A 26,329-nucleotide genomic window follows, 5' to 3' on the forward strand; every position below is an offset into this window, starting at 1 on the left:
CCGAAGCATATGCTTCGGTTTTTTTTGTATATTAGGAGGAGATTCCCTGTAAGTGATCTATTAATAGCATATTAAGAACACTCTAAAACCTCTCACATGAAACGAGTATTATATGCTTGGTGTCTCTTTGTAAGCGCCATGGTTTGGTCTCAAAAATTGGCTCAACCAGAAGTCCTTCCTCAAAACATTGTAAAGAATACCTACCATGGTGTTACCATTGAAGATCCATACCAGTATCTGGAAAACTTAGATGACCCCTCTGTTATCAATTGGATGAAGGGTAATGCCCAATATGCCAATTCTGTTTTGGATAACATTTCTGGTAAACAAGAAATGCTGGACAAGATGATGGAATTGATGAACAGAACATCTGCGGCCATAGGCAGTTTAAGGATTACAGATGATAATACTTACTTTTATTTAAAGCGCGTTCCTGGAGAAGAGATTTTTAAAATGTATAAACGTGATGGATATGAGGGCAAGGAAACGCTCTTTTTTGATCCTAACAAATACAAAAAGGATTCAGGAAAGACATACACCATTAATGGGATTACCCCCAATAATCAAGGAGATAAGGTTGCAGTAACGCTGGCAGCAAATGGATCTGAAAATCCGGAAGTCCTTATTTTCACCAGTGAAGGAGAGAAATTTAAAGAAACCATAGAATTAGGACGTGGTATTTCTTGGCTGCCTTCAGGAGATGCTTTCTACTACAACAAATTCCATTCTTCCGATGTGACTGACATGAACCGAAAAATGTTTACGAATGTCTATGTACATCAATTGGGAACTGAACAAGAAGCGGATAATATATACTTTTCTAAAGAAGAATATGAGGCTTTAGGTGTCGATGGGATGGAGATTCCTATGGTAGTTTATGACAAAAACGCAGGACTGAATGTTTTGATTATAGGATCCGTAGATAAAAACACAAGAGCTTATTTTCAATCGGCATCTGGTAATTCAAAAGTATGGAAGTCCTTATCTCAAAGGTCAGACCTGATTGTTGATTATGAAGTCAATGATAAGCATCTTTATTTCATGACGTATTTGGACAGCCCCAATTATCAGATTAAAAAAGTATCTCTTCAAGATTTGGATGTGTCTAAAGCAACAACTGTAGTTCCCGAGTCCAAGAACGAAATTATTACAGGGATGAAATTGACAAAAGATGGCTTGTACTATACTACCATGAAAAATGGTGTAGAGGCTCAAGTTTATTTTTTAGCATACAATTCATCTACTCCTAAGAAATTAAAACTACCTTTTACGGCGGGTGATGCTTCTTTATCGAATAAGAGCTCAGAATTTAGTGATATTTGGATTTCCATCTCAGGATGGACTTCACCAGACAAGAGATATCTTTATCATCCTAAGGACGATGTATTTGAATATCAACCGCTTTCTACTCCAGCAGAATACCCAGAACTTAAAGACTTAATAGCTAAAGAAGTGATAGTTGCTTCTCATGATGGGGTAATGGTGCCTGTTTCTATTATTTATAATAAAAACATCAAATTGGATGGCTCCAATCCTGGGGTAATCTATAGTTATGGCTCTTATGGAAATTCAACGAGTCCGTTTTTTAGCCCTATTACATTGGCTTATACTCTTTATGATGGGGTTTTGATAGTTCCTCATGTAAGAGGTGGCGGAGAGTTAGGAGATTCATGGCATAAAGCGGGTCAAAAGTTGAATAAGCCTAATACGTGGAAAGATGCCATAGCAGCAGCAGAATATGTTATTAAAGAAGGATACACATCTTCTAAGAAATTAGCCATTTTTGGAGGTAGTGCAGGGGGGATTTTAGTAGGACGCTCTATTACTGAACGTCCCGATCTTTTTGTAGCCGCCGCACCCATGGTAGGAGCCATGAATACCGTAAGAATGGAAGAGACACCTAACGGACCAGTAAATACTCCAGAGTTTGGAACGGTTCAAGATCCAGAAGAGTTCAAGGGTTTATTGGAGATGGATTCTTATTTAAATCTTAAGCCGGGAACAGACTATCCTGCAACCCTTATTACTGCCGGGATTAATGACCCTCGGGTTATAGCCTGGCAGCCAGCAAAATTTGCGGCCAAGTTACAACATGATAATGTAGGTGACTCACCGATTCTTTTTTTAACAGATTTTGAAGGAGGACATGGAGGCGGTGTTGCATTAACCAAAGCATTAAATAGATTTTCGAATGTGTTTTCATTTTTTTACTGGCAATCGGGACACCCGAAATTTAAGATGAGAGAGCCGATTAAGGATTAAAAGTATAAACCGAAACCTAGATTTAAAAGTCTAGGTTTTTTGTTTTTTTAGCGAAGTTTTCGAACTATAACGGTATAGTTGAGCCTGTGTGATAAATGTTACACATAGTATGATTTATGTCATGTTTTCGAAAGTCATTCGGTATTACATTTGTATCAAACAATTAATCAGATATGAGACATTTTATCCAATTAGCCATCGTGGCTTTGTTGCTGTGTCCAATTTCTTCAATCGGGCAAAGCTTTAAGATCCAAAAAACAGGATCATCGATCATTATTTCCGGAACATCCAGTCTACATGATTGGGATATTGAAGCCGAAGATTATTCAGGAACTATTGAGTTTAGTGATTTGGCTGCCGGTCAAATTTCTAACCTTAACATGTCAGTTGTTTCAGAAAGTTTAAAAAGCGGAAAAAGCGGTATGGATAGCAATACCTATAAAGCTTTGAACACTAAAAAGTACAAAAATGTAACTTTTAAATTTTCTAAAGTCAACAAACTGGAAAAGGTAGATGACTCCACCTTTAAATTGAATGTGTCAGGAACATTAACGATTGTGGGGGCATCTAAAAATGTCAACTTTGAAATGCTTTTAACTAAGCTTCCAAGTGGCGTTAATTTAACAGGTAGTGAATCCATAAAAATGACGGATTTTGGTATCGACCCGCCTAAAGCTTTAATGGGAACCATTAAAACTGGAGACAAGGTTACCATCAAATTTAATACAACTTTTAAATAAATACTTAACAAAAACGAAACTAGAAATGAAAAATTTTAAAAAACTATCGGTTTTATTTCTATTGGTGCTTTCTTTTAGCGCCGTACAAGCACAGAAAAGACATTTGGATAATTATAGAGATCCAGATCAAAGAGGTATCAATGTATTTGAAGCGCCTAAAGATACTGTCTCCACATTTGATGGAGTAAGGGTTAGAATAGGTGGATCATCTACTCTTCAATTCCAAGCTATAGATCACGAAAATGGTGTAGATCAGGCTTTAATTGATGACGGAACAGTTCTTCCATTAAAAGAAATAGGAAGCAACTTTAACCTAGCTACTGCCAACTTAGATTTAGATGTAGCTTTGGCAAAAGGTGTAAGAATGCACTTAAGAACTTATTTGTCTTCTCGTCACCACCCAGAACCTTATGTAAAAGGTGGATATTTTCAAATTGATAACCTAGACTTTATTAGTGAAGGTACTTTAGGTGAACTAATGAAATACACCACTATTAAAGTAGGTCACATGGAGAATAACTATGGTGATGCCCACTTTAGAAGAACTGACAATGCACAAGCCATGTTCAACCCATTTGTTGGAAACTTAATTATGGATTCGTTTACTACAGAAGTAGGTGCTGAGGTTTACTATCAAAGAAATGGTTTTATCGGTATGGTAGGTTTCTCTAATGGTAAGTTAAACCAATCTGTAGAAGCGGGATCTAATGGAAAAACTGGTGGAGCTTCCTTTTTGGCAAAATTAGGTTACGACAGTCAACTTAGTGATGACCTAAGAGTGCGTTTAACAGGATCTTTGTATAATACAGGTTATGTGCCTTCAAACTACTTATATACTGCAGACCGTGCTGGTTCTAGATATTACTTTGTAATGGAAAATGAGGAAGCTGCTGCTAAAAGCCCATTCAGATCAGGACGTTATGATCCAGGTTTCAGAAACAGTATAACAGCTATTATGTTCAATCCATTTGTGAAATTCGGAGGTTTGGAATTCTTCGGAACTGCAGAATTTGTTAGTGGTAGAGCTTCATCTGAAGTTGATGACCGTAAAACAACTCAATTTGCTGGAGAACTTATCTACAGATTTGGAAGCACTGAAAACTTCTATGTAGGTGGACGTTACAACACTGTTAAAGGGGAATTAGCTGATGGAACTGAACCAGATATCAACAGAACACAGCTTAGTGCCGGTTGGTTTATGACCAAAAACATTTTAGCAAAAGTTGAGTATGTGAATCAAAAATATGATGGATACGACAATACTAGTATTTTATATGATGGTCAATTTAATGGAGTAGTAGTAGAAGCTGTAATTAGTTTCTAATTTCCAGAAAATTTGGTTAAATTTATAAAGTGAAGCCTATAATTTTAATTCTGGTCAGTGTGTTATGTTTTAAATCTCTAGTAGATGATAAGGGATTTAATGAAGCAACATACCTGATATCCGAAAGGAGTGAATTAAAAATTATAGGCTCCACTAATGTTAACAAGTTCACTTGTGCTTATGATATGAGCCGAGTGGAAACCAAACAAAAAGTAAATTTTAGACAGGAAAACGATAAGCTTGTTTTTACAAACACCGATTTAATTCTAAAGAGTACAGCTTTTGACTGCGGTAGTAAAATGATCAACAAGGACTTCAATAAGTTGATGCAAACTGATATCTTTCCTGATATTTCCCTAAAGCTTATAGAAATTACCAAAGAAAATATTGAACATCATGTGGTTTACACCACAATGGATGTCACTATTTGTAATCGAACCAAGCGCTATAAAGTACCTGTCAATATTTCTGATAGCGTTAAGTTAGGAGTTAAAGGTAATTTAAGAATCAATATCACAGACTACGAGCTCGAAGCCCCTAAAAAGGCGATGGGTATGATTAAAGTTTGTAATGATATTGATATCGATTTCAATCTCTTCTTTCAAAAATTATAGTTCCTTTTTCTTTAATTGTGAGGTACCATCAAATTTGTGAATGGTAATTTGAGGCGCTCCATAAAGATCCACATCTCCATTACCTATAGATTCTAATTCAAAGGAATTATTGACATGAATGGAAATTTCGCCATTATCCTGAATAAAAACTTTAGCTGTATTTGTAGTTAAATTATTTCCTCTTAAATCTGAATTTCCAGAACATTTCAAGTCCAATTTTTGCAAATTTCCTTCTAAAGTCGCATAGGCGTTATCAAAAAGGTCCAGTTTAAGTGATTGACTATTTATTAATGCTTCTATTTTACTATTTTCATTAAGGTCCAAGGTTGTAGAATCGCTTTTTATATTAAATTTCATGTCACCTTTTCCATGCCCATTCAACTGAAAATAGCTTGTTTCTATATTCAAGGAAATTTCAGCATCATCTCTGGCTTCTATTTTAAGGTTATTAGTAACCATCGTGCTAATCGCTGCTATTTCAGAATCTCCTTTCCCTATAATATAATTTAGGTCACTGTTATAGTTAACCGTGATGTTTAATCGTTTACTTGAAACAATTCGTTTTGTAGTTTCTATTACCAAGGCACCCTCTGAAACTGTAATATGAATGATATCGTGAAGATTTTCATCGGCTTCTACTTCAACCGACGTGTCAAAAGATTTTTTTAGGATAACTTCAAAATCATTGCCTACCACCAATTTGTGGAAGGGGTCAACTTTTGTTTCTACGGTAGTAACTTGTTTGTTACCTTTTATTTTTTCTTGACTTAAAGCAGACTGAATGATAGAGAATCCAATCAAACAGGTTAGTAAAATGTTCTTCATATAAATGGTTTGGTGCAAATATAGAAAACCATCCTGATATGTTTTAAACACAACAGGATGGCATTTTTTGGTGGTCAGATGATATTTATTCTTGTCTTACAGAACCAGAAACCCCATCGGTTTTATCTAAAATTTCTGGATTCCCAATATATTTCACATCAGCCCCACTACTAGCCTTTGCAGTTAATTTTTTCTGCGTATTTACAGTAATGCCTGAGCCGCTGCTAGCTTTAACCTGCGAGTTTATTGCAATTAGTTTTTCAGCATCAATGCTACTTCCACTACTGGCCGTAGCCGAAAAGTTATTGACGCTTCCTTCAAGATCCAGTTCGCTGCCACTTGATGATCTGGCGGAGATGGAATTGGCCTGAACCTTAAGATTTAGATCGCTTCCGCTAGAGGTTCCTAAGTCCAAATGGTCTGTCTGTATCTGGTTGGTAGCAGTCACATCGCTTCCACTAGAAGCTGAAATAGACTGGATGGTTTTAACTGTTACAAAAATCTTTCTGGATGCTGCATGCGAAATATTTTGACTGGCAGTTACTTTTAAAACACCATTGTTTACTGAAGTTTCTATGATGTTTAAAAGGTTTTCATCTGCTTCTACAGTAACACTTTCTGAGGAGCCCTGGGTGATGAATACATCTAGGCCTCGACTTACTTCAATAGCATTAAAGGACTCAGAAACCGGTCGGTTTTCTGTAGCTACGTTTCCATTTCCACGAACTCCCATATCAAACATACAAGAGTTTAATAATAGTGATAAAATGGCGGTTACGATTAATTTTGCAATTGTTCCCATGATAATAGATTTTTGATTGATTTTAGATTGTAAATATGTGATGATTAATTGATTCTTAAAATTATAGTTCCTTCAGTTGTAAAATTTGATGACTTAATTGTTATTCGCTGGTGATGTGGATGCCATCTTCTGTAATATCCATTTTCACATCATCAGAAGATCCTTTGATACCATCGCTATTTATTTCGAGACTATCACCATTGTCTTTGATCTTAATGCCTTGACTGTTGATGATTAATCCGTTTTCCTCTTTTTGGATATTGATATTCACATCAAATTCGTCTTCAACATCACAATCAATGCAGATGACTTCGTCTTCCATGACCATTAATAAATGTGAGGCGTCGCTAAAGGAAACCAATCCACCCTCATAGCTTCTGTGGTCTAAAAATGAAGCTGTGTTTTGGTCTAACTTAAAAACAGTTCCCACAGGTAATTGTAATACCAAGTTGACATTCTGGTCTAGAAACTTGTTCTCGAAATCAGTATGTAAATAGTTATTCAATGACAAGGTCTTTCCGTTGAAGCTGTAATTATAGTCAATATTCTCTGCTGTGTTTCTGGCTTCAATAAAATCACTTCCTTTAGCTTCTTTCATTATAATAAGGCTAGCTACAGAATCTTGTGTCGATTTAATGGTAAGCCTCACGTTTCTTGAAAAGATTACTTTTTCATCCTCGGTGTTGTACTTTACCTCAAAACCGTTGCTTCTGTGCATACCATATTTGTACTTGTCATAATCACTAGCCACCATCTTAATTTGTAAGGTGTCTTGTGGGTTGATGGTCAGTTTTTCTGTTTGCGATACAGAATTCTCAAGGGCAAAGTGTGATGCTTCTTTAATACTGATTACAACCAATCCTACTATGGATAATAACCAAAGGCCTAACAGTGTGAATTTGGCAACCCTACCTATAGACTTCAGGTTGGTAATCAAAATTCTCAAGCCTAAATAAAGGATAAAGAATAATGGAATTCCGAATAGGAAGAACAATAAAACCGATCCCAACCATAATGGTAATCCTGTGGTGTTTAGTGCATCTGGGTAATCAAGCCACCATGGATGAAAATAGGTGGAACTACCAAATGACAATAAGCTTACTATGAGTCCGAAGAGCAGCGAAACGCCAATGATAATTAAGATGATCCCTATGAATTTAGCAAAGAGTTTTAAGAGAAATAAAAGGACATCGCCTATGGTGTCAAAAAAATTTTTAGAACCACTTTTTACACGTTGCCCGTATTTTTCATAATCAACGTTTTTTACCGTTTCGGAGACATTATCAATTCCGTCTCGAATTTTTTTTTCAATGTTGCTGATGTTCACAGGCTCTCCGGTCATGGTCAATTTCTCAGCTGTAGTAACGGCCTCAGGAACCAAAATCCAGAAAAGAATGTAAATAAATATAAACGTACCGCCAGAACCTATGGTAAGCAAGATCCAAAGTAAACGCACCCAAATGGCATCGATACCCAAATAATGACCCAATCCAGAAGATACCCCTGCAATATAGGAGTTGTCACGGTCTCGGTATAATTTTTTGGTTGATGATGATCTGGTTGACTTACCGTAAGAAGAAGAAATAGGTTCGTCCTCAAAAATCTCGTCGTCTACCAAATAATCTTCAGGCTGCCCCATGATGCCAATGACTTCTTCAACTTCCTTGATGCCTATCACTTGTTTGTCGTGTTTTACACGCTCGCTAAACAATTCGGCAATACGGGCCTCGATATCAGAAATTATTTCTGCTCGACCTTGAGAGTCTGTAAATGAACGTTTAATAGCCTCAAGATAGCGTTGTAATTTTAAGTATGCATCTTCATCTATGTGAAAAAATATACCTGCTAAATTTATGTTGACTGTCTTATTCATCTCGTTTTATTTTTTGGCTTGTTACTAGGTTTACAGCGTTTTGTAATTCGCTCCATGTGGTGTTTAATTCTTTAAGAAAGAGCTTACCAGTTTCGGTAAGTCCGTAATATTTTCTCGGTGGACCTGAAGTAGATTCTTCCCAACGGTAGTTAAGAAGTCCAGCGTTTTTAAGACGGGTCAATAAAGGGTAGATGGTACCTTCCACTACCAGCATTTTGGCGTCTTTTAAGGTGTCTAGAATTTCTGCTACATAAGCATCTTCATCCCTAAGGATAGATAAGATGCAGTATTCCAAAACACCTTTACGCATTTGAGCTTTTGTGTTTTCTATCTTCATGTTTTAATTCGATTTAGATGTGAAACTGTTCATTTTTTGATTGATATGATGATTATTTGATGAAATTGATGGTGAAAGGATAGTGATATGGCTTCCCTTCTCTAGCCGTTAAGCTTGCTCTTATTATTAATACAAGTTCTATGATGAAACCAATAAAAGCGATTACTCCTAAGCCTCCTGTGATGAAAAGAAGAGGAGACGGTTTGCTAATACTGATATGAAAATGATCAAAATTGTTGAAATTGATAAAATCAAATCCGCTAAATAGATTGAATGCAAACAATGGGATAGCAATGCTACCTAATATTAAGGCATATAATAAAATGCTTATCTGAAAATTGATAGCTTGTTTCCCGTGGCTATCCACAAATTCTGACTTATCCTTATTCAATGCCCATAAAACAATGGGAGCGATGAAATTTCCCAAAGGGAAAAAGAACCTAGTGAAAGTAGATAGATGTATTAAAGTGGCGATATTTTTTTGGTGGTTGTCTAACATGATTTCAATTCATATAGTAATTTCTTATACAAATATATATCTAAAAGAAGGTATTATGCAAAACATAGTACTTAAAATTAACAAATTATTAACAATTGAAGTCTTGAGTATTTTCAGTAATTTGGTGTTCTATTTTAAATATATATGAAAATTTCACCCAGTAAACTCAATAAATTTTTAATGTTCAAACTTCCTTCTGCTTATCTAACGGGCGTGCGTGTTAAGGAAATTAATGCTTCTAGCTGTGTTGTCTCGGTAAAGCATAAGTGGCTTAATCAAAATCCCTTTAATTCCATGTTTTGGGCAGTTCAGGGAATGGCCGCCGAATTGACAACAGGTTCCTTGATGATGATGAAGATTAAAGAAAGTGGAAAGAAAATTTCCATGCTTGTAGCCAATAACAAAGGTAGCTTTACTAAAAAGGCAACTGGACGTATTACTTTTAGTTGTCATGATGGGAATCAATTGGATGAGACCATAGCCAAGGCTATTGAAACGGGGGAGGGACAAACCATTTGGATGCAGTCAACGGGAGTTAATGAAGAAGGGGTAGAGGTTTCTAATTTTCAGTTTGAATGGACTATAAAGGTTAAAAGTTGAGGATGATGTAACGAATAGAACATTTCCTTCACTAATAGTGTATAATCAATAAAAAACGAAATACAATGACATCACACGAAATAGATTACAGGATTTATGGTGAAGAAATGCAGTATGTAGAAATTGAATTAGATCCTCAAGAGGCGGTTGTAGCTGAGGCTGGAGGCATGATGATGATGGATGAAGGCATTCAAATGGAGACCATTTTTGGAGATGGTTCTGAAAAGAATAAAGGTTTTTTAGGTTCTATTTTAGGAGCAGGAAAACGTGTACTAACAGGGGAAAGCTTATTTATGACCGCTTTTTATAATACACAAGTGGGTAAAAAATGTGTCAGTTTTGCGTCCCCTTACCCAGGGAAAATAATTCCTATTGATTTAACGGAATACAGAGGTAAGTTTATCTGCCAGAAGGATGCCTTTTTATGTGCAGCAAAAGGTGTGAGCGTGGGTATTGAGTTTAGTAAACGTTTAGGCCGGGGGTTCTTTGGAGGAGAAGGATTTATTATGCAAAAATTAGAAGGAGACGGACTGGCTTTTGTGCATGCTGGAGGTACCTTGGCTAAAAAAACCTTGCAAGCAGGTGAGGTTCTAAAGGTGGATACTGGTTGTATTGTTGGGTTTACGCAGGACGTTGATTATGATATAGAGTTTGTAGGAGGTATCAAAAACTCCATATTTGGTGGAGAAGGTTTGTTTTTTGCCAAACTACAGGGACCAGGAACCGTTTATATCCAATCGTTACCTTTTAGCAGATTGGCAGGAAGAGTTTTGGCAAGTGCACCTCAAGGAGGAGGAAAGGATAAAGGAGAAGGTAGTATTTTAGGAGGTTTAGGTGATTTACTAGATGGCGATAATCGGTTTTAGTTAATAACTTAGTTGATATTTTTTGTTAAAAATTTAAATTATTTCTCACACTCAAACGTTTTTTTATTACATTTAATGAAACTAAATAACTGAGTGCTTATAAACACTACTACCAAAAACTAAACCCTAAAATTATGGCTAGAGCAATGTTTGAGTACACCAAAACGGTACTTAGAAAAGTGAGTTTTGATGTTTCATTATTTTGCAAGGAAGTTCAAAAGGCCCTTCAAAGATTACTACCGTATGAAATTGAAGAATTAAAAGTCTTTATTGATTCCTTGATTACACAAAACCCAGAATTGAATCAATGTTTAATTTATTTAAAACCATAATTAAATAAAAAGAGCGACTGAAAAGTCGCTCTTTTTATTTTGAAGTTGTTTGTTATCATTTTACAGGAAGTGGACTAACAATTTTTACATTTTGGAAGGCAATAGCTCCTCTTACTATGCCTGTAATAACTTTATGAAGCGCCTCAATAATTTGAAGCTTAAGTTCACTTTTATGATAAATCAAGCTCACTTCCCTTGCTGGACTCGGTTCGTAAAAGTAATGTAGGTTTTTCTTGTAATTTTCGTTAAGATCAAAGGTGTGTAGGTAAGGAAGTAAAGTCATTCCCAAACCTTCGTTTGATAATTTGATCAAGGTTTCAATACTACCACTCTCTAATTGGAATTGATCTGCTTCTTGATTTTTAAACGTTTTACACAAATTGATGATGCCTTCCCTAAAACAATGGCCATCTTCTAGAAGTAGCATATCATCTAACGATAACTCTTCTATTTTGATTTTATCTTGAGAATGGAGTTTGTGATTTTCTGGAATATAACCAACAAATGGTTCGTAATATAAAACACGTTCTTTAATATGTTCATTCTCTAGAGGAGTTGCTGCGATAGCCGCATCTAAATGGCCTTCGGTAATTCTAGAGATAATCTCCTCTGTTGTTAATTCCTCAATCTTAAGATTGATTTTTGGGTATTTTTTGATAAAAGTTTTCAAAAACATCGGTAATAAGGTAGGCATGACTGTTGGGATGATACCCAATCTAAATTCTCCCCCAATAAAGCCTTTCTGTTGGTCAACTATATCTTGAATTCGGTAGGATTCATTTACAATGTTTTTGGCCTGAATTACTATTTTTCTTCCAACCTCAGTTAATTCAATGGGTTTTTTACCGCGATCAAAAATTAAGATGTCTAATTCATCTTCTAATTTTTGAATTTGCATACTCAAAGTTGGCTGGGTTACAAAGCACTTTTCTGCTGCTTTGGTGAAGTTTTTATGTTCGGCTACAGCCAAAACATAATATAGTTGAGTTATTGTCATAAGTTATATTGATTGCGGCTATAAAATTATAAAAACTATCAATAAAACTTATAGAGTAGATTGTTAATTATAGATTAAATTTGTAGTAGAAATAAGATATTAAAACACATAGATATGACATTAAATAGTATAGGATTAGATGAAAAAAATACCAAAGCATTGGCAACAGACCTAAATATGCTTTTGGCTAATTTTCAAGTTTATTACCAAAATTTAAGAGGTATTCACTGGAATATTAAAGGAAAACGATTTTTTGATCTTCACGCAAAATTTGAGGAATTATATACCGATGCCAATTTAAAAGTTGATGAAATTGCTGAGCGTATTTTAACTTTAGGATCAACACCTCTACATACTTTTGAGGATTATACAAACTCGGCTAAAGTGCCAGTAGGTAAAAACATTTCGGAAGATGAAAAAGCAGTGAGATTGATTGTTGATTCGTTAACAGAATTACTTAAAATTGAAAGAGATATTTTAGGCAAGTCTGATGAGTTTGATGATGAAGGTACCAATTCCATGATGAGTGATTTTATCACCGAGCAAGAAAAGACCGTTTGGATGATGAAAGCTTTCTTAGGAGAAACTGTATAATGAATAATAGAAAGATTGAAAAAGCGCCCTAGGATAAGGGCGCTTTTTTTTTAAAACCTGACAGTCATTTCGATATCCTGATCTGTAACTTCAAATTTGGCGTCATTAAAGGATGGAGGTCCAAATAACATCGGATTGTTGCTCATTCCATAAGACTCAGCAGGCATTCCTGAACCGTCAAAATCCATGCGGTTGTTGTCATTTTCATCATGTAACACCATGATGGCATAGGTTCCAGGCTTAACATTATCAAAGGTGACCTGCACCTTTCCATCGGTTATTTCTTTCTTGTATCCTTCAATGCCCTTTCCTTTCATAAAAGTCTCCTGATTGTGAAGCCCAATTAACGCATGTCCCTTTTCATTTAAAAAATTGTTGACATGAATGGTTACTGTGTAAGTTGATTTTTCTTCTTGAGCTTGTGTTACAAATTGCGTCAAAAGACAAACGATAAAAATAGCTAGAGTTCTCATAATTGTAATGTGTTTCTTGATTAATACACTTCAAAGATTGTTGAATAACACAAATTTGGAAATAATTATTTCCTGAATTGTTAAGAAAGAGGAGTGAATTGTATTTGACTGAAAAAGATAAGCCTCAATTGATATTGAGGCTTCTTTGTTGGGTAGTGTAAATATATTTTTCTAACTCTTTTTAAATAGAATTTTAACTTCATTAAATTGATTGGCTGCCACAAGGAACTCCAACATCAAAGGCCAATTACTGTTTGGCTCAAAGTAATTTTTGTAGGATTTGTTGGTTTGAATTTTTAAAGTGTTCCCATCCAAGGAGGCTGAGCTTTCAAATGCTCCTGTGATGTTGTCTATATTAAAATTTAATTTATCTATACCAGAAACTTCATACCCCTCAGGAATTGTAATATTAACTTCGTTTGTATAAGAACGGGGATTTTGAGAATACACATTTTGGGTACGTTCTTTGGTTTTTTCATTGACTTCAAATTGACCTCCAATAAGTTTTCCTACTTCGAGGATGTAAGAAGGTCCCGCTTTTTTAATAAGATCTCCTTCCGTAGTGAAATGTTCTTTCAATTCTAATGGATCACCTGTTTTAAAACGTCCCGTTTTTATCACTTCAAATGAGTAGTCATCTAATTTTAAGTCATATTCTGAAGAAGTAAGTTTTTTACAATTTTCCTGTTGCTTCTCTTTTAATTTTTTCAACAACGACTCATATTCAGTTTTATGACGTTCTCGGTCCTTTTTCTTACCAGCAAATTCAAGCACCGAGGTTGAATTGTATTTGTCATAATCTTCATAAACAAAATCAAAATACTCCAATCTGGATTTTTGCTCATCAGATTTGTTATGCCCTATGTGATAAGAATTTCTATCTATAACCAAACCTTCAAAACCATCTTTAAAGCTAATGTTTGCAACTTCTTTTGAATTATTCTCTTCATAAGTGGAAGCAGGTAATTTGGCATGGGCAATCTCAGAGATTACAGCCTTTTTGGTGGTCTTTAAAGAGTATGCCTCCGAATTTTCGAGCAATGGCGATATCTTATTGATGGTAGCGTAAGCATCAAACGTATCTATGTAAAGAGGTGTTTCGGTATTGACTTTTAAAACGAAATCGGCATTGTATTCCAATAAAAGTTCGTCAATACTACCATTAAATCTTTTGGTACCTACCAATATTTCATAATCGATTTTTTGATCTTTAAGTACTTGGGCAAAATATCTAACAAAAGATTCGTCATTGTTAAAAAAGATGGCGTTCATATAATAAGCAAAGGGATTCATGATTTTGGCATCTTCAATGACAATTGCCTCAATATAATTGGTGTAAAATTTATGTCTCATGAAATAGAATACGGCAGTAACCAATTCTGTTTGAGATTTAAAATCATGTTCTTTTATAAAGTGCCTTACTTGCTTAATATCTCCGCTAGGAGCCAACTTGTCCTCATAAAAGGTATATACCTCCTCTTTGGTGACTGTTTTTTTTATGTCAAAATCTTCCTCAGGAATAAAGGCATAAGCTCTTTTTTCATTTTTTCGGGTTCTGGCAAAATTCACCTGAAATTTGTAACAGGGTAACTCCACATATGGATAGAACCATCTGGGATAAGTGTTCTCATCGACATCTTTCATTTCAAAACTGTAGTGTCTTTTTTTCTTTTCGGCTACATCTTGTTCTTGAAGTTCTGGTGCCCCATTGTAGGTATTGAAACTTATAAAGAAGTCTTTTTCTGTGTAGAGGTTGAATTCATAATTCATAATAGGATACGTAGCCTCAACGGTTTCTTCCACTTCATCAAAGCGATAAAGATCATTTTCACCTGGAATCATATCTGAATAGAAATAATAATCGATGATATCTCCTTTTTCCAAATTAGGTATTGCCAACTTGGTTTCTTCTTCCCCTTCAATTTTTTCCTCTTTAACGTCAACAATATGCTCCTCTCCATTGGGTTTGATGACTTTAAGACCTAAGTGGAAGGTGTACAAATGTTTTTGTTTAGCGTTGTTGTTTTTATACTTGAATTCTGAATAGTCATTTACCGCTGCCTGATCCAGTAATTTGATTCTGTTTCTAACAACCCTTGTATACTCGATGCTGTTTTGCGGACGAATGTAATAGTAGTTCACGGACCTGTAAATATACACCGCCGATTCACTTTCCCATTTTTGTGGAATTTCAAAAACATCGTGATAAGGCGCTTCGGCTCCCCATAATTTTTCCTCTACAGCAGCAATTTTTTTGATTTGATCCTTTGTTTGGGAATAGCCAATTGTAATACTCATAAGTAGGAATAGGCTAAGAATTAATTTATTAGTCATGGTTAGTTATTTGGACAGGGTTAATATTAGTTGTTCGTTATACGTAGATTTTAAGCGCTCTATGGTTTTGTTCCAGTGTTCAAATGTTGCTTTCTTTATTTTTGCATTTTTAATGATAAACAGTTTTTTATATTCCAAAATGTTGTTGTTCAGATTATAGCTCAAATGAATTTTAAAGTCTTCGTTCTCTTCATCAATGGCTTCTGGCAGATGTTCAATGGTATAACCTTCTGGAATTTCTAAGTTTATCTCGCTTTCAAGGTGTTTTTTAAAATTAAAAACAAGATCGGTTTTTCGATCTTCTAAATTATAAGTTGCAAATTCCCTGTCCTTGTCCAAATCTAAATAAATGGTACCATCAAAACTGGAAATGGTATTTTTTAAGATTAAATGGTAGTCTAGGTTTAGGTCGTTTTCACGGTCATTAAAATCGGAAGGATTTATGTCTGCTACAATAATGTTATGATCCCCATTGTTCAGGTAAAAGTTAAGAGCTTCCCCTTTTTTATTGGTCATTAAGTTATTGTAATTGTATAAAAAAGAGGCTTTGCTCTCACCTTTATAGGTGATGTGGGCATCACCAACAATTTCATCATTTTCGATTTTGGCATTATAAATAAAGTGTGATTGGTTATCTGCTGAAGTGGCAACCGGTATCTGCTCCAAAATATAGTCGTCTCCATTTTCAATCAAAGCTTGTTTACCCTGTATCCTTTCAGCATATTCGCCAAATGGATTGTATTTTTCAGTTCCATCAAGGAATATTTTTTTGCCATCTTTAATTACGGTACAAATCATGTGATTATCCACAGAAAGAGAGGGGGTTGAATAGTCGTATGCAATGTGATTGGTTCCAATCCAAGTCAATCTAGCATCAAAACCAGCAAGGATTAGCATTTGCTTGATGAGGTTGGCCATACCTTTACAATCTCCATAGCGTTTGTTGTATACGTTTTGGGAATCATCTGGTTTAAATCCCGCAATGCCGTCTTCAAAGGCAATGTATCTAATGTTGTCTTGAACCCAATAGTAGATGTTTTTTATTTTTTCTTCATCAGATGATGTATTACTGGTTAATTCTGAAACCTTACCTTGAAATTGAAAAGGTTCATCGGTCATATCATCAACAAGAGATTTGTACCAAGCGTAAAGATCTTTTGTATTTTTAAATAAGGTATGACTCTCCTTTTTGTAGGTGAATGATTTAGCCAAAACTAGAATATGTGGATAGATAAAACTTGGTCCTGGAGCCATTTTGTCATCATAATGGGCGTCCAAATTGCTTACGGTAAAAGAAATAGTTCGAGTCTTATTCTTTTCATCATAGACTTCTGTTTTTTCAATATCAAAGCCATCAAAATTCATTTCTTTAAGTTCTAATTCTAACCAATCAGGAACAACAAAAGTTATTGTTCTATTTAATATGGGATAGTCATCCGGAAAATAAATGGAGGTAAAATATTTAATGTCCTCGTATTTCTTTTTTGAACTCAAAGCATATTGATATCCTTGAACAGGGAAGTCCAAATTGGTATAAACCACTTTGGTATCATTGTGAAATAGATCATTACTTGTATATGACTCATATTTTGGCGAGAAGGGAGCTTCCTTGTCATTTCTGTATTTGATAATAAAATATTCCACATTCGATTCGCTGTTGTACATATCATAGGTCTGAATGTCCGCTCTAGAACTAATGTTCATCAGGTTTTGATCAACCTTATGGTTAACAATAACTTGTTGGTTGTCTTTATTGATGTCAAATTCGATATAATCGTTACTGTTTATTAAAACCACATCATCATCAGGATATACCACTTTTAGGCTTTTGGCCTGAGTGATATCTTCAGGAGTTGGATCGATTTGTTTCTGGCAATAAACGAGTGTAGATAAAAAAAGGAGAGTTAGGGTTAATTTTTTTTTCATGGTTGGGTTCGTTCAAAATAGTTAGTTTTTAGATTAAGCCTTTGGCTTTTACTTCTAGGTATTTATTAATAGCATTGACAGTCAGGTTTTCTGGTTTGGTAAGTATGGTTTGTATCCCGTGTTTTTGCAATTCCCTTACCATCGTATACTTTTCAAGGCTGAATTTTTCGGCGATAGTCTTATGGTAAATACTGTTTAAGTCTTGGGTTGGTATAGAAATTAATTCTTCTAGTTCCGTATTTTCAAAAATGATAACGACGAGTAAATGCTTTTTTGCTATTGCTTGAAGGGACGGCAATTGTCTTTTAAGAGCACTAATATGTTCAAAATTAGTATAAAGCATGAGCATGCTCCTATGACTTATTTGTCTTTTTACTTGGGCATAAAGTCTTCCAAAATCAGAATCCTGAAACTGAGTATCGATATGGTATAACTGATCCATGATTTTATTTAAATGGGTCAGTTTATCTTGAGCAGGTAAAAAAGCTTCTATGTTTTTGGAAAAAGTAAGCAAGCCTACTTTATCGTGTTTCTTTAAAGCAACATTACTAAAAGCGAGGGAAGCATTAATGGCATAATCCAATAGTTTTAATCCTTCAAAAGGCATTTTCATGACACGTCCTGTATCAATGATGGAATAAATAGGTTGGGACCTTTCATCTTGATATTGATTGACCATCAGTTGGCCTGTTTTTGCTGTAGCCTTCCAGTTAATGGTTCTGAAATCATTTCCTGGCACATATTCCTTAATCTGTTCAAATTCTTGGGTATGCCCAATACGTCTTATTTTTTTAAAGCCAAATTCGGTTAAATGATTGCTGATAGCTAGAAAATCATATTTCTGCATTTGTACAAACGAAGGATAAACTGCTACGGTATCATGTTCTTGAAATGTAAATTTTCGCTTGATTATTTTGAGTCCGGTGGAAACAAAAACATTGAGGTTTCCAAAGATGTATTCTCCACGATCTACAGGTCTTACAGTATAAGAGAAATCCTTTGTTTCATTTGGTTTTAGAGCTGTCCGATACTCAAAATCACGCTTTTGAAATTGAGCAGGAAGTTCATCAATTACTTGAAGCCAAGTTTTGATGGGATATCGGTTATGTAAACTGATATGGACTAGATTGTCATCACTGTTGGAAAATTTTTTTGGGAGCCACCTTTTTGCTTCAAATGCATTTTTAAATCGGTAAAGCAAGATCAGATCAATACAGGCAACTAGAGAAATGATTAAAACCAATACCCAAGCCAGAGGATATAACCAATGAATCCAAAATGATAGGAGGAAACAGGCTGACCCAAGGGCTAGAACCTTGAAAAAGTTTGGATGAATGTAAAGTGATTTTAAAAATTTCAAGAACTCAAATTTTATCGTGGTACTTCAATAGATTGGATTATCATATCTAAAACGCGTTCGGTACTTAGGCCTTCCATTTCTCTCTCCGGAGTTAGAATAATGCGATGATTCAAGACTGGTTTGACCGCTCTTTTAACATCTTCTGGAGTTACAAAATCTCTTCCAGACATGGCGGCAAAGGCCTTAGCGGCATTTAAAATGGCAATGGAGGCTCTAGGGGATCCACCCAAATATAAATGGGAATGGTTTCTAGTTTTAGTCACCAATTCTGCTATATATCTAATGATTTTTTCTTCAACAAGGATTTGTTGGGTTTTTTCTTTAAAATCTGCCAATTGTTTGGTGTCAATGATTGATTCTATTAAAGTATGTGGTTTTTCACCTTTTCTTTGGTGATGGGTTTCAATAATTTTTATTTCATCTTCCAGTTGAGGATAATCCACCTTCACCTTAAAAATAAATCGGTCTAATTGCGCTTCTGGCAATGCATAGGTGCCTTCTTGTTCAATAGGGTTTTGGGTAGCCAGAACCATAAAGGGATCTTCAAATTTATAAGTGTGTCCATCTATGGTTGCTTGTCTTTCCTCCATGGATTCAAACAAGGCAGCCTGTGTTTTTGCAGGTGCTCGATTGATTTCATCAATAAGAATGACATTAGAGAAAATAGGACCGGATTTAAATTCAAAATCTGATGTTTTCATGTTGAGAATCGAAGTTCCCAATACATCACTTGGCATTAAATCTGGAGTGAATTGAATACGGCTAAAATCGGTTTTCAATACCTTGGCAAATAATTTGGCAGTTACCGTTTTGGCAATGCCAGGAACACCTTCTATTAAAACATGGCCATCAGCCAATAAAGCGGCTATCAAAAGGTCAATAAATTCTTCTTGGCCTACAATCACTTTTCCCAACTCACTTTTAATGGACTCAACGGCCATTTTTAATTCTTCTAGCGGGACGCGGTTATTAAATTCTAAGTTGTCGCTTTCCATGTATTTTTTGATTTAAAGGTGTCTATTTTGGTTTCCAATAACTCCAATTCTTTTACACTCACATTTAAGGCTTTATTTAACGATGCAATCCATTCAAATAGAGCCTTGGTATCGTCCAGGGAATTGTTACTTCTAGCCGATAGTTGAGATAAAAATTGATTGTCCATTGTTTGTGTATCTAAGTAGTAATGGGTTCTAATAAAATTTAAAAAATATTGAATTTTATGATGTGCCATTTCCTTGTGTTTTCCTTGTTCCAAATACATGTTTGAAATGGTTCTGGTAAAATCCAAGGTTTGGTTTTTTAATGGAGGAATAACCGGTATCGGTCTTTGCTTGCGTTTCCCTTCAAATATAACATACAGCAAAACGCCTAAAAGCATGAGGTAATAAGCCCATTTCAATTCTTTATTGTTTAAAAATACATACAAGGGAGAGATGTAAAATGTCTTTCCCGTTTTGTAGTGATTATCAAATAAAATGGGTTCTTCAGGAGGAAAGTAAGACATCAATCCTGCCGTAAAGTCTTTATTGGTGTCCTTTAAGATGAAATAATTGGTAAAGACTTGAGGTGTTGTACATAATATAATATGTCCTTCGCCAAAGGATTGATATGCGGTTGTAATATGCTCTTCCTTTAATTGCTGTGTATTTTCGTTTATAGCACCAATAACTGCCACCCCTTTTACATTTGATGAATCTACTTTTTTGAGGTAGTTGATATAATCCATACGATCTAATGGAAATAGATCGGAGGAAAGTTGTGGATTTTTTAGCCCTAATGAAAACGCATTGTCCATATTGTCAAAATTGCTCAATAAAGACGTTTTTAATTGCAATGTATCCTGAAGCCTTTTTGGTATTTCCTCTGAGGCAAATAATAGGGTGTTACCTTTGTCTACCCAATTAAGCAACGTTTCCAATTCGTCTTCACCTAATCCAACATTGTTGTTCAGCAAAACATAAGTTCCCGAAATTGAATCGTTATAGGTCAAAAACTCATAGGGAGATTGATTGATATCAATAAGTTGTTCATTTCCAAAATGAGACTCCAATAAATCATGAAAAACATAAGTTCCAAATGGAATTTTGTGTTGTTTGGCATAAGATGGAAACCAATTCACCTTTTCTGGCTTGGTGTATTCGGCTAAAACCATCAGAACAATAATCAAGATGGCCAAACCTAAATATATTCTCCCCTTTTTATTCATGCCGCTTGGATGGTTTGGTTGAAATCTTGAAATACGGTTTGGTATTTGAAGTATTTTTCTTCATTAATAAGAAACGACCCATACCACACATAATCGTAAATTCGGGTAAGGTTGGTAAACGAGGTTTTTAGGTCAGAATTGTTAAGTTCCCAAATATAATCTGTATTTGTTTTATCTGGTTGCCAGTTAATCAATTCCTTTTCTGTTAAGCGTTTTAAGGTCAACAAATATTGATACCTCAGTGCGAGTCTAAATTGTTTTTCTTTTAATGCGTCTAGTATCAGGTTTTCAAGGTCTGCCTTTTTTATCAATTCTTCCTCGAGAGTCAAAGAAATACTGCCCTCAGGTTTCTTCCCGGTAACAAGTGTTTTGGTATTGAATTTCAAGAAGAGTTTAATTAGCAAATAGACCAAAACTACTAACAGAAGATATGGTAGTGCCTTTAAAATCATGCTAAAAATACCGCTCGCTTTTTCTACCCCAAAAATGGCTTCCAAGATTTTTAAAAGGAGATTTCTTAACCAAATCATGAGATCATCCCAAAAGGGAATTTCGGTTGGTGTTTCCGTATAATCAAAATCAGAGTCCTCGAGGTAGGGCTCCAATTCTGATTCTGAAATTTCTTGAACCTGAAGAGGCGTGTGATCGGCAGCAACCACCAACGAATCTACTTGAGCAAATCCATGCCAAGTAGTAAATAGGAATATGATGCCGATTAATAATTTCATTTAAGAATCAGATCCGATAGATTCGATTTGCTCAAAGGTACCTGTTAGATGTTTTTTCTCATTAAGGTTGAAGTACACCAAAACAGCACTTATTACCAAAACAAGGTTTAACACGTACTGAAAAAAGTACGCTATTATATTGAGGAGAATCATAATTGGGTCAAAAAAGCTACTCATGTCCGATGGGTCAAATTCACTAGAGAAAGTGCCCATTTTTATCATGCTATATAACGAAGCAGGGAGACTGAATGCATAACCTGCAATCGTAATAATAATGTACATGATGATTAGGGTAAAGAAAGTCATCCAGAACTCATCTTTGATTAGAGTAAAACTGTAACTATAGGAATCGGACACATCTTTATCTTCAAAGACATAAATGGAAAACACTATAAACATGGGGACCATTAAATACAGAACGGGTAGAAAGCAAAGCATAGCACCTATTATTAGTGTAATCCATTTCAAAACACCTAAGCCCAAAAAGCCCGTGATTTGTTGGTAAACCGCTTGTTTAATTTCACTTTCATTGATAACACCATTATTATGAATGTAATTTTTGATGTAATGCAGTGCAGAGGCACTTGCAAAAACATAGGCTAGAATGGCAGATACTACAAATAATCCGACAGATAGGAGCATGATGCCACCACTAAACAAACCATTTCTTGAAGAGCTGTTGAAGTCAAACATGTCTACAGCTGCATATAGATAAAAAACCATGCAACCCAAATAGATTAAAATAAAGGGAGCACAAATTTTTAGAATGGTACTGAAAAAGGGCTTGTATTCATGTCTTATAAAACCAAAGCTATCACTTATGATTTCACCGAGTTCACGTTGCTTTTTAAATTGAAAGAATGTTTTCATGTTGGTTACTAGTAGATTTTTTATTGAGATAAATTGGATAATAGACGTAATAAAATAGAATGAGACCTAATGAAAGGGCAATTATAAAAATGGCTAACCAATCGGGCATTTCTGTATGTCTTGTGACAAAACCTTCCAAAAATCCAGCGACGATAAAAAAAGGAATGGTACTCATTAAAATTTTCAAACCACTTTTGATACCTCTTTTAAAAGCTTCTAGTCTGGTGTAGGTTTCTGGAAAAAGCATGCCAGCTCCTAAAGTCAGTCCAGCACATCCAGCCACAATGATGACAGATATTTCGATGGTTCCATGAATCCAAATGGTTCTAGCTGATTCCCAAAGCAGTCCTTTTTCATAAAAAAAGTATTGAAAACTACCTAACATCAATCCGTTTTGTAGCATGATATACAAAGAGCCAATACCAACCAAAAGGCCATAAACAAAGGCCATAAGAGCTACCTTAATGTTATTAAGTGTGATGCCTAAAAACATATTGAACTCCCCTTGTTGTTTATACACAGCCATGGGGTCTCCTTTTTCAATATTTTCTAGGGTCATGTTGACATATCCATCACCCAAAAAAGAACGAACAAAGTCCCCTTCACTAGCTGCAGAAAAGGCTCCTATGATAACGAATAGGGCAAAAACTAAAAAAGCAATGAGTAACTTTCTTTGATGTTGGTAGAATTCCATGGGGAATTCTTTGGTGAAAAAGGTGATGATCCTGTTTTTAGATTCTTTTTTGGTCTTGTAAATTTTTTGATGAGCGCTGGAAGCCAGTTGATTGAGATAAAATTCGGTATTGCTTTTGGGGTAGAAGGTTTTGGCATAGCTCAAATGATCTGTTATTTCGATATAAAGGTCAGAGAGATCATCGGGATTCATGGAGATTTTATTTGAAAGAAGGTTTTCAAAAGTGGACCATTTATCCTTATTTTGCTTCACAAAAGCAGCTTCACGCATTTATAGGGCTTTTGCTTTCAAAGAAAAGAAAATATGGAAGAATTTCAAATTGAAACCGCGCAAAATATAGGTATAAACCAAAACGTCGCTCACTTAGGAGATAGAATGTTGGGTTACTTGATTGATTCTTTGGTGATTTTTCTATACATATTTTCGGTATACATGTTATTGATTACTTTGGAATTGGACATGATGGACTCATGGTCAATTTATCTTTTAGTTAGTTTACCTGCTTTTATGTATTATGTATTGTTGGAAACTTTTTGGGATGGTAGAACCATTGGTAAATATGCTGCCAAAACCAGAGTGGTAAAGTTAGATGGTTCGAAGCCTGCTTTTTCCAATTTCTTAATAAGGTGGTTGTTGCGTATTGTAGATGTTACCTTAACAAGTGGTGGTCTGGCTGTTTTAACCATTTTACTTAAAGGGAATGGGCAACGTGTAGGAGATATAGCTGCGGGAACGACTGTGATTAGTGAAAAGCAGAGAGTTCGCTTAAGGGATACAATTATGGTTCAATTGCCCGATGATTATCAACCTAAATACAGTCAGGTGACTGTATTTTCTGATCAAGAGATGCAGACTATTAAAAGTTTATATGAAACGGCCGTATCTAAGGGGCAACACAATGTGATATTGTCGCTATTTAATAAAACCAAAGACGTTATGCAGGTGCAGCCGGAGGAGTTACCCATGGATTTTATCAAGCGAATTATCAAGGATTATAATTACTTTACACAGCAAATGTAATTGATGGTTGAAGGTGTTTTCACAGAGGAGAATTTCATTTATCTGATTGAGATTTTTGGTACCATAGCTTTTGCTATTTCAGGCGTATTGGTAGCCCTAAACAAGCGAATGGATTTTTTTGGCATCATCATCATTGCTTTTGTGACTTCGGTTGGGGGTGGGACATTACGTGATGTTTTAATGGGGTATACACCTGTTACCTGGATGACCCACTTGATCTATGTTCACCTTATTTTAGGTGCTTCTGTTTTTGCTATTATTTTTAGACACAAATTGGATCGGTTGAGACGATCGCTTTTTTTATTTGATACCATAGGTATTGGTCTGTATACGGTAATTGGAGTAGAGAAGGGCCTTTCGGCAAATTTAGATCCCTTGATTTGTGTTGCCATAGGAACCATGTCTGCCTGTTTTGGAGGTGTGATAAGAGACATTTTGTGCAACGACATCCCAGTAATATTCAGGAAGGAAATTTATGCAACGGCTTGTATCGTTGGTGGAACCACCTATTTTTTATTAAGTCAATTGCCGATAGAGCGTAATTGGGTTTTTGTGATTTCAGGCCTAGTGGTTATAACGATTCGTTTGGTGGCGGTAATTTTTAAAATCAGTTTACCAGATATTTATAAAAGATCTAATCGATAATTCTGACACTTTTGATATAAATGTTGTGAACGGGCCAATCAGAATCATCTGTTTTCTGTTTGGCAATTTCATCAACGACATCCATACCATTTAGGACCTTTCCAAAAATGGTATAGGAGCCATCCAAATGATGTGCGCCTCCTTCCTGTTGAACAATAAAGAACTCATAGGGAGATGCTAACTTATAAGCATTTTCAATTTCACTACTAGGCATACTAATGACGCCACGATCGTGTTTAAAACCACGTTTGGTGTCTGGTGGCAAAAGATATTTTCCTATTCCAGCTCGTTTGTTCATGATATCTGGGTCATCGGTACTACCTCCTTGAACAATAAAGTTGTTGATGACTCGATAAAATTGGGTGTTGTCAAAATACTTCCTTTTGGTTAGGTAAATGAAATTAGCTCTATGGAATTTGGTTTCATTAAAAAGCTCGATATCGATATCTCCAAAATCTGTCTTTATTCTTACCTTATTTTCTTTGTTGTGTTTTTCATATTCCAAAAAAAACTCCATCGCTGTTTTATCTGTGAGAAATGGAAATTCTGGCTCTTTTTCTTCGACAGTATCTTTTTTAACGACTTCTTTTTTTTCGGTTTTTGTTTGATTAATAGGGGTTCCCTTTTTAATTTTGGTATTGTTGTTACAGTTTAAGAGAAGTAGGGAAAGAAAAATGACGGAAAAATATTTCATATAAGGATTTCTTCTTGTAAGCTGCAAAATTCAAAGAGAGGTCAATGAATTTCGATAGGTTTATAAATATTGTGCCAAAATTAAAAAATATACCTCTTCCAGCCGAATCATCTCAATTTAAAATGTCTCCACCATTCCGACAGGAACTTATAAAAAGGGAGCAAAAAAAGATGAAATTCGCAAGGAAGGCAGGTGTTATGGCCCTGTTTTATCCAGATGTGACCAATACCACCAAACTCATTTTGATTTTGAGAAAAACATACAGAGGTGTTCATTCGGCTCAAGTGGCATTTCCCGGAGGGAAAGAGGAGGAGCACGATGATTCCTTGATGGCTACAGCTTTAAGGGAAACCGCAGAGGAGGTTGGTGTGCCAGAGCATCAAATTGAAGTTTTGAGAGAAATGACGCAAGTTTATATTCCGCCCAGTAATTATTATGTCTATCCTTTTATTGGGATTTCTAAAGAAACGCCACGTTTTATCAAACAGGAAACCGAAGTTGAAGAATTATTGGAAATTACTTTTCAGGATATGATAAGCGATTCCAATGTGGTAACCGAAATTGTAAACACGAGTTATCAAAAAGCCATTAGTGTTCCCGCCTTCAAATTAAACGGTAAAATTGTTTGGGGAGCTACTGCTATGATGCTCAGTGAGATTAAAGACTTGTTAAAGCAAGCCCTGTAAATTTCTTACTTTTATTACCTTTGTACCC

At 35.3% G+C, this 26,329-nt stretch carries 27 protein-coding genes; 11 read left to right on the top strand and 16 right to left on the bottom strand.

Annotation, left to right across the window (positions count from 1 at the left end; all coding sequences use genetic code 11):
- Positions 1 to 96: 96 nt before the first annotated feature.
- The 4 genes from ZA07_RS10740 to ZA07_RS10755 all read left to right on the top strand — a co-directional run bounded on the left by ZA07_RS10740 (position 97) and on the right by ZA07_RS10755 (position 4,940).
- Complete coding sequence (locus ZA07_RS10740) at positions 97 to 2,262, top strand: prolyl oligopeptidase family serine peptidase (RefSeq protein ID WP_082316564.1); 2,166 nt, start codon at positions 97 to 99, stop codon at positions 2,260 to 2,262.
- Positions 2,263 to 2,435: 173 nt separating this feature from the next.
- Positions 2,436 to 3,002 (top strand): YceI family protein, encoded by a 567-nt coding sequence (locus ZA07_RS10745; protein ID WP_053971684.1) that lies wholly within the window; start codon positions 2,436 to 2,438, stop codon positions 3,000 to 3,002.
- Between the two features lie 25 nt (positions 3,003 to 3,027).
- Positions 3,028 to 4,326, top strand: coding sequence for a hypothetical protein (locus ZA07_RS10750; protein ID WP_053971685.1), 1,299 nt, complete (start codon positions 3,028 to 3,030; stop codon positions 4,324 to 4,326).
- Positions 4,327 to 4,355: 29 nt separating this feature from the next.
- Complete coding sequence (locus ZA07_RS10755; protein ID WP_053971686.1) at positions 4,356 to 4,940, top strand: YceI family protein; 585 nt, start codon at positions 4,356 to 4,358, stop codon at positions 4,938 to 4,940.
- Here the strand turns inward: ZA07_RS10755 and ZA07_RS10760 are convergent.
- From ZA07_RS10760 to ZA07_RS10780, 5 genes are all read right to left on the bottom strand, one after another.
- The gene (locus tag ZA07_RS10760) at positions 4,935 to 5,765 is read right to left on the bottom strand and encodes a GIN domain-containing protein (RefSeq protein WP_053971687.1); all 831 of its coding nucleotides are present in this window, start codon (positions 5,763 to 5,765) and stop codon (positions 4,935 to 4,937) included. The two genes, ZA07_RS10755 and ZA07_RS10760, sit on opposite strands and share 6 nt — an antisense overlap.
- A gap of 85 nt (positions 5,766 to 5,850) precedes the next feature.
- The gene (locus ZA07_RS10765) at positions 5,851 to 6,567 is read right to left on the bottom strand and encodes a head GIN domain-containing protein (protein WP_053971688.1); all 717 of its coding nucleotides are present in this window, start codon (positions 6,565 to 6,567) and stop codon (positions 5,851 to 5,853) included.
- A 100-nt stretch (positions 6,568 to 6,667) separates the two neighbouring features.
- Positions 6,668 to 8,440: a PspC domain-containing protein gene (locus ZA07_RS10770; RefSeq protein ID WP_053971689.1), complete on the bottom strand. Its 1,773-nt coding sequence runs from the start codon at positions 8,438 to 8,440 to the stop codon at positions 6,668 to 6,670.
- Complete coding sequence (locus tag ZA07_RS10775; RefSeq protein ID WP_053971690.1) at positions 8,433 to 8,777, bottom strand: PadR family transcriptional regulator; 345 nt, start codon at positions 8,775 to 8,777, stop codon at positions 8,433 to 8,435. The genes ZA07_RS10770 and ZA07_RS10775 overlap by 8 nt, the downstream gene beginning before the upstream one ends.
- 52 nt (positions 8,778 to 8,829) lie before the next feature.
- Positions 8,830 to 9,276 (bottom strand): DUF4870 domain-containing protein, encoded by a 447-nt coding sequence (locus tag ZA07_RS10780; RefSeq protein ID WP_053971691.1) that lies wholly within the window; start codon positions 9,274 to 9,276, stop codon positions 8,830 to 8,832.
- 144 nt (positions 9,277 to 9,420) lie between these two features.
- Here ZA07_RS10780 and ZA07_RS10785 point away from each other — a divergent pair, with 144 nt between their 5' ends.
- The 3 genes from ZA07_RS10785 to ZA07_RS10795 all read left to right on the top strand — a co-directional run bounded on the left by ZA07_RS10785 (position 9,421) and on the right by ZA07_RS10795 (position 11,074).
- Complete coding sequence (locus tag ZA07_RS10785) at positions 9,421 to 9,876, top strand: DUF4442 domain-containing protein (protein ID WP_053971692.1); 456 nt, start codon at positions 9,421 to 9,423, stop codon at positions 9,874 to 9,876.
- A gap of 65 nt (positions 9,877 to 9,941) precedes the next feature.
- Positions 9,942 to 10,742 (top strand): TIGR00266 family protein, encoded by an 801-nt coding sequence (locus tag ZA07_RS10790; RefSeq protein WP_053971693.1) that lies wholly within the window; start codon positions 9,942 to 9,944, stop codon positions 10,740 to 10,742.
- A gap of 134 nt (positions 10,743 to 10,876) precedes the next feature.
- Positions 10,877 to 11,074: a hypothetical protein gene (locus tag ZA07_RS10795; RefSeq protein ID WP_053971694.1), complete on the top strand. Its 198-nt coding sequence runs from the start codon at positions 10,877 to 10,879 to the stop codon at positions 11,072 to 11,074.
- Between the two features lie 55 nt (positions 11,075 to 11,129).
- Here the strand turns inward: ZA07_RS10795 and ZA07_RS10800 are convergent, their stop codons facing one another.
- Positions 11,130 to 12,071 (bottom strand): LysR substrate-binding domain-containing protein, encoded by a 942-nt coding sequence (locus tag ZA07_RS10800; RefSeq protein ID WP_053971695.1) that lies wholly within the window; start codon positions 12,069 to 12,071, stop codon positions 11,130 to 11,132.
- Between the two features lie 114 nt (positions 12,072 to 12,185).
- Here ZA07_RS10800 and ZA07_RS10805 point away from each other — a divergent pair, with 114 nt between their 5' ends.
- Positions 12,186 to 12,665 carry a Dps family protein gene (locus ZA07_RS10805; RefSeq protein ID WP_053971696.1) on the top strand — a complete coding sequence of 160 codons (480 nt, stop codon included), beginning with the start codon at positions 12,186 to 12,188 and terminating at the stop codon, positions 12,663 to 12,665.
- 50 nt (positions 12,666 to 12,715) lie between these two features.
- Here the strand turns inward: ZA07_RS10805 and ZA07_RS10810 are convergent, their stop codons facing one another.
- The 9 genes from ZA07_RS10810 to ZA07_RS10850 all read right to left on the bottom strand — a co-directional run bounded on the left by ZA07_RS10810 (position 12,716) and on the right by ZA07_RS10850 (position 23,526).
- On the bottom strand, positions 12,716 to 13,138 hold the full coding sequence (locus ZA07_RS10810; protein ID WP_053971697.1) for a DUF2141 domain-containing protein: 423 nt from the start codon (positions 13,136 to 13,138) through the stop codon (positions 12,716 to 12,718).
- 171 nt (positions 13,139 to 13,309) lie between these two features.
- Positions 13,310 to 15,472, bottom strand: coding sequence for a DUF3857 domain-containing protein (locus tag ZA07_RS10815; RefSeq protein ID WP_082316565.1), 2,163 nt, complete (start codon positions 15,470 to 15,472; stop codon positions 13,310 to 13,312).
- Positions 15,473 to 15,478: 6 nt separating this feature from the next.
- Positions 15,479 to 17,398, bottom strand: coding sequence for a transglutaminase family protein (locus ZA07_RS10820; RefSeq protein ID WP_053971699.1), 1,920 nt, complete (start codon positions 17,396 to 17,398; stop codon positions 15,479 to 15,481).
- A 28-nt stretch (positions 17,399 to 17,426) separates the two neighbouring features.
- A complete protein-coding gene (locus ZA07_RS10825; protein ID WP_053971700.1) occupies positions 17,427 to 18,758 on the bottom strand; it encodes a DUF58 domain-containing protein in 1,332 nt (443 codons plus the stop codon).
- Between the two features lie 11 nt (positions 18,759 to 18,769).
- Positions 18,770 to 19,753, bottom strand: a complete 984-nt coding sequence (locus ZA07_RS10830) for a MoxR family ATPase (protein ID WP_053971701.1) — start codon at positions 19,751 to 19,753, stop codon at positions 18,770 to 18,772.
- On the bottom strand, positions 19,735 to 20,964 hold the full coding sequence (locus ZA07_RS10835) for a DUF4350 domain-containing protein (protein WP_053971702.1): 1,230 nt from the start codon (positions 20,962 to 20,964) through the stop codon (positions 19,735 to 19,737). Before ZA07_RS10835 ends, ZA07_RS10830 begins: the two co-directional genes overlap by 19 nt.
- On the bottom strand, positions 20,961 to 21,692 hold the full coding sequence (locus ZA07_RS10840; protein ID WP_053971703.1) for a DUF4129 domain-containing protein: 732 nt from the start codon (positions 21,690 to 21,692) through the stop codon (positions 20,961 to 20,963). Before ZA07_RS10840 ends, ZA07_RS10835 begins: the two co-directional genes overlap by 4 nt.
- The gene (locus ZA07_RS10845; RefSeq protein ID WP_053971704.1) at positions 21,693 to 22,562 is read right to left on the bottom strand and encodes a hypothetical protein; all 870 of its coding nucleotides are present in this window, start codon (positions 22,560 to 22,562) and stop codon (positions 21,693 to 21,695) included.
- The gene (locus tag ZA07_RS10850; RefSeq protein ID WP_053971705.1) at positions 22,540 to 23,526 is read right to left on the bottom strand and encodes a stage II sporulation protein M; all 987 of its coding nucleotides are present in this window, start codon (positions 23,524 to 23,526) and stop codon (positions 22,540 to 22,542) included. The genes ZA07_RS10845 and ZA07_RS10850 overlap by 23 nt, the downstream gene beginning before the upstream one ends.
- 33 nt (positions 23,527 to 23,559) lie before the next feature.
- Between ZA07_RS10850 and ZA07_RS10855 the strand changes: the two genes are divergently transcribed.
- Together ZA07_RS10855 and ZA07_RS10860 are read left to right on the top strand one after the other, a co-directional pair.
- A complete protein-coding gene (locus tag ZA07_RS10855) occupies positions 23,560 to 24,276 on the top strand; it encodes an RDD family protein (RefSeq protein ID WP_053971706.1) in 717 nt (238 codons plus the stop codon).
- Positions 24,277 to 24,279: 3 nt separating this feature from the next.
- Complete coding sequence (locus ZA07_RS10860) at positions 24,280 to 24,921, top strand: trimeric intracellular cation channel family protein (RefSeq protein WP_053971707.1); 642 nt, start codon at positions 24,280 to 24,282, stop codon at positions 24,919 to 24,921.
- Here ZA07_RS10860 and ZA07_RS10865 read toward each other — a convergent pair.
- Complete coding sequence (locus ZA07_RS10865; RefSeq protein ID WP_053971708.1) at positions 24,911 to 25,615, bottom strand: peptidylprolyl isomerase; 705 nt, start codon at positions 25,613 to 25,615, stop codon at positions 24,911 to 24,913. The genes ZA07_RS10860 and ZA07_RS10865 overlap by 11 nt on opposite strands.
- Positions 25,616 to 25,785: 170 nt before the next feature.
- Here ZA07_RS10865 and ZA07_RS10870 point away from each other — a divergent pair, with 170 nt between their 5' ends.
- A complete protein-coding gene (locus ZA07_RS10870; RefSeq protein WP_336245953.1) occupies positions 25,786 to 26,301 on the top strand; it encodes a CoA pyrophosphatase in 516 nt (171 codons plus the stop codon).
- The last annotated feature ends 28 nt before the right edge of the window (positions 26,302 to 26,329 follow it).

The sequence above is a fragment of the Mangrovimonas sp. ST2L15 genome (genome assembly GCF_001280515.1).
Taxonomy (GTDB): domain Bacteria; phylum Bacteroidota; class Bacteroidia; order Flavobacteriales; family Flavobacteriaceae; genus Mangrovimonas; species Mangrovimonas futianensis.

Excerpts from the sequence above, each read along its gene's own strand:
- ZA07_RS10810 (WP_053971697.1), bottom strand. The coding sequence starts at position 13,138 with ATGAGAACTCTAGCTATTTTTATCGTTTGTCTTTTGACGCAATTTGTA.
- ZA07_RS10800 (WP_053971695.1), bottom strand. The coding sequence starts at position 12,071 with ATGACAATAACTCAACTATATTATGTTTTGGCTGTAGCCGAACATAAA.
- ZA07_RS10860 (WP_053971707.1), top strand. The coding sequence starts at position 24,280 with ATGGTTGAAGGTGTTTTCACAGAGGAGAATTTCATTTATCTGATTGAG.
- ZA07_RS10815 (WP_082316565.1), bottom strand. The coding sequence starts at position 15,472 with ATGACTAATAAATTAATTCTTAGCCTATTCCTACTTATGAGTATTACA.
- ZA07_RS10775 (WP_053971690.1), bottom strand. The coding sequence starts at position 8,777 with ATGAAGATAGAAAACACAAAAGCTCAAATGCGTAAAGGTGTTTTGGAA.
- ZA07_RS10785 (WP_053971692.1), top strand. The coding sequence starts at position 9,421 with ATGAAAATTTCACCCAGTAAACTCAATAAATTTTTAATGTTCAAACTT.
- ZA07_RS10740 (WP_082316564.1), top strand. The coding sequence starts at position 97 with ATGAAACGAGTATTATATGCTTGGTGTCTCTTTGTAAGCGCCATGGTT.
- ZA07_RS10840 (WP_053971703.1), bottom strand. The coding sequence starts at position 21,692 with ATGAAATTATTAATCGGCATCATATTCCTATTTACTACTTGGCATGGA.
- ZA07_RS10790 (WP_053971693.1), top strand. The coding sequence starts at position 9,942 with ATGACATCACACGAAATAGATTACAGGATTTATGGTGAAGAAATGCAG.
- ZA07_RS10780 (WP_053971691.1), bottom strand. The coding sequence starts at position 9,276 with ATGTTAGACAACCACCAAAAAAATATCGCCACTTTAATACATCTATCT.
- ZA07_RS10845 (WP_053971704.1), bottom strand. The coding sequence starts at position 22,562 with ATGAAAACATTCTTTCAATTTAAAAAGCAACGTGAACTCGGTGAAATC.
- ZA07_RS10750 (WP_053971685.1), top strand. The coding sequence starts at position 3,028 with ATGAAAAATTTTAAAAAACTATCGGTTTTATTTCTATTGGTGCTTTCT.
- ZA07_RS10805 (WP_053971696.1), top strand. The coding sequence starts at position 12,186 with ATGACATTAAATAGTATAGGATTAGATGAAAAAAATACCAAAGCATTG.
- ZA07_RS10820 (WP_053971699.1), bottom strand. The coding sequence starts at position 17,398 with ATGAAAAAAAAATTAACCCTAACTCTCCTTTTTTTATCTACACTCGTT.
- ZA07_RS10850 (WP_053971705.1), bottom strand. The coding sequence starts at position 23,526 with ATGCGTGAAGCTGCTTTTGTGAAGCAAAATAAGGATAAATGGTCCACT.
- ZA07_RS10745 (WP_053971684.1), top strand. The coding sequence starts at position 2,436 with ATGAGACATTTTATCCAATTAGCCATCGTGGCTTTGTTGCTGTGTCCA.
- ZA07_RS10760 (WP_053971687.1), bottom strand. The coding sequence starts at position 5,765 with ATGAAGAACATTTTACTAACCTGTTTGATTGGATTCTCTATCATTCAG.
- ZA07_RS10870 (WP_336245953.1), top strand. The coding sequence starts at position 25,786 with ATGAAATTCGCAAGGAAGGCAGGTGTTATGGCCCTGTTTTATCCAGAT.
- ZA07_RS10770 (WP_053971689.1), bottom strand. The coding sequence starts at position 8,440 with ATGAATAAGACAGTCAACATAAATTTAGCAGGTATATTTTTTCACATA.
- ZA07_RS10830 (WP_053971701.1), bottom strand. The coding sequence starts at position 19,753 with ATGGAAAGCGACAACTTAGAATTTAATAACCGCGTCCCGCTAGAAGAA.
- ZA07_RS10835 (WP_053971702.1), bottom strand. The coding sequence starts at position 20,964 with ATGAATAAAAAGGGGAGAATATATTTAGGTTTGGCCATCTTGATTATT.
- ZA07_RS10855 (WP_053971706.1), top strand. The coding sequence starts at position 23,560 with ATGGAAGAATTTCAAATTGAAACCGCGCAAAATATAGGTATAAACCAA.
- ZA07_RS10765 (WP_053971688.1), bottom strand. The coding sequence starts at position 6,567 with ATGGGAACAATTGCAAAATTAATCGTAACCGCCATTTTATCACTATTA.
- ZA07_RS10795 (WP_053971694.1), top strand. The coding sequence starts at position 10,877 with ATGGCTAGAGCAATGTTTGAGTACACCAAAACGGTACTTAGAAAAGTG.
- ZA07_RS10865 (WP_053971708.1), bottom strand. The coding sequence starts at position 25,615 with ATGAAATATTTTTCCGTCATTTTTCTTTCCCTACTTCTCTTAAACTGT.